Genomic DNA, 5,504 nt, shown 5'->3' on the forward strand with positions numbered 1-5,504 from the left:
CGGAGAGGCGGACCGCAGCGGCGGACGGGGAGGTGCGGCATGCCGACGTGGCTGATCGTCGTGGTGGTCATCCTGGGGGTCATCGCCGCCCTGAACCTCGCCGTCCTCGCTCTCGACCGGCGCGACCGCCGGGCCGAGGCGGCGTGGAAGCGGACCCTGCCGGACTCCGTCCGGCGCCGGACGGAGTCCGGCCCGCGCCGGGACAGCGGGGTCGACACCCCGCCGTGGGTGGTGGAGGCGGAGCGGCGCCGCCGGCAGACCGACCCCGAGTACCGGACCCGGCTGCTGGTGGCGGAGCTGATCGAGATCGGCCTCGGCCGCGGCTTCCTGACCCGCACCGGCAAGGACAGGCGCACCCGGGAGATCGGCGCCGAACTGCACGCGATGGGCGGCAAGCGGAAGATGGTCCAGGCGCACGACGACGTGCAGGCGGTACTGGGCCGCGGGCCCGACCGCGAGCTGGAACTGGCCTGGGACGGGATCGGCGACTGGCTGGGCTGACCGGCCGCGCCCCGCCCCCCCCCCCCGGTACGGAACGCGGCGCTCCGGCGTGCCAACGCCCATGTTGCAAAAGGAACTCGACCGGGGAACGCGCCGAACGTACGCGCGGAAGGCATGTCTATGATCAGGCATCAGTCAGTCCGGCCTCCCCCGTCAGCCCGACCGGCCCCCGGCCGCCCGAACGTCACTGGATCTCATATGTCTCTGCACCACGTGCGTAGAAAGGCGGTCCCCCTCGCCGCCGCCGTAGCGATGCTGTCCGTGCTGGCCGCCTGTGGCGACAGCGACGACGGCGGCGATGACGGCAAGGACGACGGCAAGAACACCGCCTCCCCGGCCGCCGGGGCCGGCGGCGCCACGGACCTGAGCAAGGAGTGCCCGGAGACGATCGTGGTCCAGACGGCGTGGTGGCCGGACATCACCTCCGCCGGCGCCATGTACCAGCTCCTCGGCGACGACATGGAAGTCGACGCCAACGCCAAGAAGGTCACCGCCCCGCTGGTCGCCTCCGGCGGCAAGGACACCGGCGTGAAGCTGGAGCTGCGCTCCGGCGGCCCGGCGATCGGCTTCAACCCGACGTCCTCGCAGATGTACACGGACGACAGCATCCACCTGGGCATCCCGCAGGGCTTCGACGAGGCGATCCAGAACTCCGACAAGCAGCCGACGCTCGCGGTGATGTCGCTGCTGGCGAAGAACCCGCAGGTCATCATGTGGGACCCGGAGAAGTACCCGGACGTGAAGTCGATCGAGGACATCGGCAGGACCGACGCCACCGTCGTCTACGTCCCCACCCCCTACATGGACTACCTGACCAGCAAGGGGATCCTGAAGAAGGACCAGGTCGACAGCTCCGGCGACGGCTCCCCCGCGCGCTTCGTCGCCGCCGGCGGCGACGTCGCCACCTCCGGGTACGCCACCGAGGACCCGTACATCTACGAGGAGGAGCTGCCCGACTGGGGCAAGCCCGTCGAGTCGCAGCTCGCCTACGAGTACTACCCGAACCCCGGCCCCTCGCCGATGATCCGCCCGGCGGACAAGGCCGAGCTGGCGCCGTGCCTGGAGAAGCTGGTGCCCGTCATCCAGCAGGGCGCGGTCGACCTGATGGAGAACCCGGACCCGGTGATCGACAAGGTCATCGAGCTGCGCGACACCTTCAAGGCCGACCAGCCCTTCTCCAAGGGCGTCGGGAAGTACTCGGTGGAGCAGATGCAGGCGCTCGACCTCGTCGCCGACCCGGGCAAGCCCGTGGGCGAGTTCGACACCGGGCGGGTGCAGGAGCTGATCGACCTCGCCGGGCCGGTCTTCGAGTCGCAGAAGAAGCCGATCAAGGACGGGCTGGCGCCCGGGGACCTGGTGACCAACGAGTTCATCGACACCTCGATCACGCTGGGCGGCGAGTGAGGGCGATGGCCGCGGGTACGGAGGCAGACATGACGGTTGACGGGGCCTCGGCGGGGCGCGAGGGAAGAATGCCGCTGCCCGACGCGCGCAAGCCCCACCCCTCGCGCTTCTGGGACTACGCGCTGGGCGGGCGGGACAACGTGCACGCCGACCGCGACCTGCTGGAGGAGGCCGAGCAGATCATGCCCGACCTCAAGGTGCTCACGCGGGAGCAGCGGCTCTTCGTCGACCGCACCGTCGAGTACTGGGTCGGCGAGGCCGGCGTGCGGCAGATCCTCGACATCGGCGGCGGCATGCCCACGGACATCTACGACAACGTCCACGAGGTCGCCCACCGCATCGCGCCGGACACCCGGGTGGTGTACGTCGACAAGAACCCGGTGGCCGTCGCGCACATGGCGGCGCTGCAGGCCGACGGCGAGTACACCGTCGCCCTGGAAGGCGACGTCCGCGACCCCGACACCATTCTGTTCGACGAAGTCGTCAGGTCCACCCTGGACTTCACCATGCCCGTCGGGGTCCTGCTCTCGGGCATCCTGCACTTCATCACCGACGAGGAGGACCCGGCCGCCATCGTCAACCGGATCCACGAGGCGGTGGTGCCGGGCAGCTACCTCGGGATCAACCACATCTCGTCGGACATCGACCCGCGCGTCCCGGACGTCATCGAGATGTTCCGCCGGTCCAGCGACCCGCTGATCGACCGGGACCGCGCCGCACTGGAGCGGATCCTCGACGGCTGGACGCCGGTCGAACCGGGCCTGGTCCCGGTCAGCCAGTGGCGCCCCGCGGGCGAGGCGCGCAACGCGTGCGACGCCTACGGGGCGGTGCTCCGCAAGGCGTGAGGCGAACCGCGCCGCACGGCGCGGGCGGTGACGGCCGCCGCCGGGGGACTCCCCGGCGGCGGCCGTTTCACGTGCCGTACGGATCCGGCCCGCACCGCCGTAAATTCGCCACTGCGGGAATTGAGGAATTGGCCACGGGTGCGCGCACCGCCGGACTAACGCCCGGCGCTATTTCCCGAGGTGGCGGTACGTATGCCAAGCGATCGCCAAGTCCACGTAAAGTCAGTCTCAAGCGGGAAGTGGGAGGATCCGGACGTGCCCGCAGGCCGATAGTAGGGGTGTAAACCCCTGCCAATGCCTGCTACGGCCGTCCGATGCGAACTCCTCGACGCCGATCCGGTCGCGGCCGAGCGAGCCGGCGCGAACAGGCCGGAAGGGCGCAGGAATTTGCTATTCCGACGATCGCTGGGGTTGACCCCTTGGAGGGAAGAATGCCCGAGGCCACCGAGCTGGAAACCATTTATTCAGCCGTTGAGGAAACCGCGCGGTTAGTGGACGCGCCCTGTTCCCGGGAGAGGGTCTGGCCGGCACTGGACACCTTCGGCAAGTGGCTCGACGACTCCCACATCATCTTCAGCATGGGGACGGGCGACCGCTACCGGGGCGAGCTGGCCTTCGACTTCTCCCTGCCCAAGGCGGCCGGCGACCCCTACGCCGCCGCGCTGGCCGGCGGCCTGCTCGACAAGGTCGACCACCCGATCGCCGGGCTGCTCCCCGAGATCAGCGACCGCTTCACCGTCGACGCCTACGGCGTCGACTTCGGCATCGTCGGCGGCTTCAGGAAGGCGGTCGCCTTCTTCCCGCTGGCCGAGCCGCAGAGCATGAAGGCGCTCACCGAACTGCCGTCGATCCCGCCGGCCCTCGCCGAGCACGCCGAGTCCTTCGGCGCCGCCGGGCTCGACGGCAAGGTCTCCGCCATCGGCGTCGACTACCGCAGCCGGTCGTGGAACCTCTACATCAGCGGGCTCACCCCCGAGTACACGCGGCCCGACGCCATCATCCCGACGCTGCGCGGCATGGGGCTGCCGGAGCCGAGCGAGCACATGCTGGAGTTCATCGGCACCTCGTACGCCATGTACCCGACATTCGGCTGGGACAGCACCCGGATCGAGCGCATGTGCTTCTCCACCCGGACCTCGGACCCGGACCTGCTGCCGGCCCGGATAGAGCCCGGCGTAGGGAAGTTCGCCCGCGAGATGCCGAGGGTGGGCGAGCCCAGCCACGTCTACGCGGGGACGGTGGCGCGCGGCGAGGAGTTCTTCAAGCTCGCGTCCTACTACCAGATGTCATCTCAGGTTTCCGACCGGGTCCGCCCCGCGGACTGACGCCGGAAAGCAAGTGAGGACAAGGAGCCGAGCATGACCGAGACCCGAGAAAGCACCGAATCCGAGGACCCGGCCACGCTGTCAGTCCACCTCCGCAACCAACCATCCGCCCCTGCCGGAAGCACCCGCACCCGGTGTTCCGGCGCCACCGGGGGAGGCAGCTGATGGCCGCTCCCGTCCTCATCGCCGGCGGCGGGATCGGCGGGCTCACCACCGCGCTGAGCCTGCACGCCGCCGGAATCGACTCCGTCGTCGTCGAGAGCGCCCGCCGCATCGAGCCCATCGGCGTCGGCATCAACCTCCTCACCGGCGGCGTCCGCGAGCTGGTCGAACTGGGCCTCGGCGACGAACTCGCCGAACTCGGCGTGGCCACCGCCGAGTACGCCTTCTGCGACAAGTACGGCAACGAGCTCTTCTCCCAGCCGCGCGGCACGGCGACCGGCTCGAAGTGGCCGCAGTACTGCATCCACCGCGGCGAGCTGCACCTGATGCTCCTGGACGAGGTCCGCCGCCGGCTCGGCCCCGACGCCGTCCGCACCGGCGTGCGGCTGGCGGACTTCACCGGGCACGACGACGCCGTCGAGGTCCGCGTCACGGACCGCGCGAGCGGCGGGACCGAGACCCTCCGGGCCGCCGCGCTGATCGGCGCGGACGGGCTCAACTCCACGGTCCGCGCCCGGCTGCACCCGGACGAGGGGCCGCTGGCCTGGTCCGGCCAGCGGATGTGGCGCGGTGTGACCGAGGGCGTCCCGCCGTTCCTCACCGGCCGCTCCTGGGTCGGGGCGAGCGACGGCGACGTGACGCTCGTCGCGTACCCGATCGGCAAGGACCGCACCAACTGGGTCTGCCTGGTGCGGGTCGCCGAGCCGGGCCTGCTGCCCGAGGCCGCCGACGGCCCGGTCGACGACCGCCGCGAGGGCCTGCTCAAGGAGGTGCAGGCGCACTACGAGGGCTGGTCCATGGGCTGGCTCGACGTGCGCGACCTGCTGGAGCGCTCCGGGGACGTCCTGGAGTACCCGATGGTCGACCGCGACCCGCTGCCCGCCTGGGGCAGCGGCCGCGTCACGCTCCTCGGCGACGCCGCCCACCCCATGTACCCGGCGGGCGGCAACGGCGCGGCGCAGGCCGTCCTGGACGCGCGTGTCCTCGCGTACGAGCTGGCGCAGGCGGACGGCGACGTGCCGGCGGGGCTGGCCGCGTACGAGCGCGCCCGCCTGGAGCCCGCCAACGCCGTCGTCATGGCCGCCCGGGCCATGGAGCGGGCCACCAGCCCCAGCACCTGGGACCGGGCTCAGGTCACCCGGATGATGGAGATGTACCGCATGAAGGCCGAGAACGAGGTGGCGGAGCTGAACTCCCGCGCCTCCTACACCCCGCCGGACCGCGCCTAGGGGCGCGAGCCCGGCGAGGACCCGAACGACAGGCCCTA

5 protein-coding genes are annotated in these 5,504 nt (G+C 71.1%); all 5 read left to right on the plus strand.

Annotated elements, in window-relative coordinates:
* Positions 1-39 precede the first annotated feature (39 nt).
* Positions 40-501 (plus strand): hypothetical protein, encoded by a 462-nt coding sequence (locus H5J30_RS15925; protein WP_181788097.1) that lies wholly within the window; start codon positions 40-42, stop codon positions 499-501.
* 198 nt (positions 502-699) lie between these two features.
* Positions 700-1,905, plus strand: coding sequence for a hypothetical protein (locus H5J30_RS15930; protein WP_258563345.1), 1,206 nt, complete (start codon positions 700-702; stop codon positions 1,903-1,905).
* A 29-nt stretch (positions 1,906-1,934) separates the two neighbouring features.
* Positions 1,935-2,750, plus strand: a complete 816-nt coding sequence (locus tag H5J30_RS15935) for an SAM-dependent methyltransferase (protein WP_258563346.1) — start codon at positions 1,935-1,937, stop codon at positions 2,748-2,750.
* A gap of 431 nt (positions 2,751-3,181) precedes the next feature.
* Positions 3,182-4,075 (plus strand): aromatic prenyltransferase, encoded by an 894-nt coding sequence (locus H5J30_RS15940; RefSeq protein ID WP_181788098.1) that lies wholly within the window; start codon positions 3,182-3,184, stop codon positions 4,073-4,075.
* 164 nt (positions 4,076-4,239) lie between these two features.
* Positions 4,240-5,466 carry an FAD-dependent monooxygenase gene (locus H5J30_RS15945; RefSeq protein ID WP_181788099.1) on the plus strand — a complete coding sequence of 409 codons (1,227 nt, stop codon included), beginning with the start codon at positions 4,240-4,242 and terminating at the stop codon, positions 5,464-5,466.
* Positions 5,467-5,504: the final 38 nt, after the last annotated feature.

This window comes from Streptomyces phytophilus (assembly GCF_013870535.1).
GTDB classification, from domain to species: Bacteria; Actinomycetota; Actinomycetes; order Streptomycetales; family Streptomycetaceae; genus Streptomyces; species Streptomyces phytophilus.

Coding starts and splice junctions, on each gene's coding strand:
- H5J30_RS15935 (WP_258563346.1), top strand. CDS start 1,935: ATGACGGTTGACGGGGCCTCGGCGGGGCGCGAGGGAAGAATGCCGCTG.
- H5J30_RS15925 (WP_181788097.1), top strand. CDS start 40: ATGCCGACGTGGCTGATCGTCGTGGTGGTCATCCTGGGGGTCATCGCC.
- H5J30_RS15945 (WP_181788099.1), top strand. CDS start 4,240: ATGGCCGCTCCCGTCCTCATCGCCGGCGGCGGGATCGGCGGGCTCACC.
- H5J30_RS15940 (WP_181788098.1), top strand. CDS start 3,182: ATGCCCGAGGCCACCGAGCTGGAAACCATTTATTCAGCCGTTGAGGAA.
- H5J30_RS15930 (WP_258563345.1), top strand. CDS start 700: ATGTCTCTGCACCACGTGCGTAGAAAGGCGGTCCCCCTCGCCGCCGCC.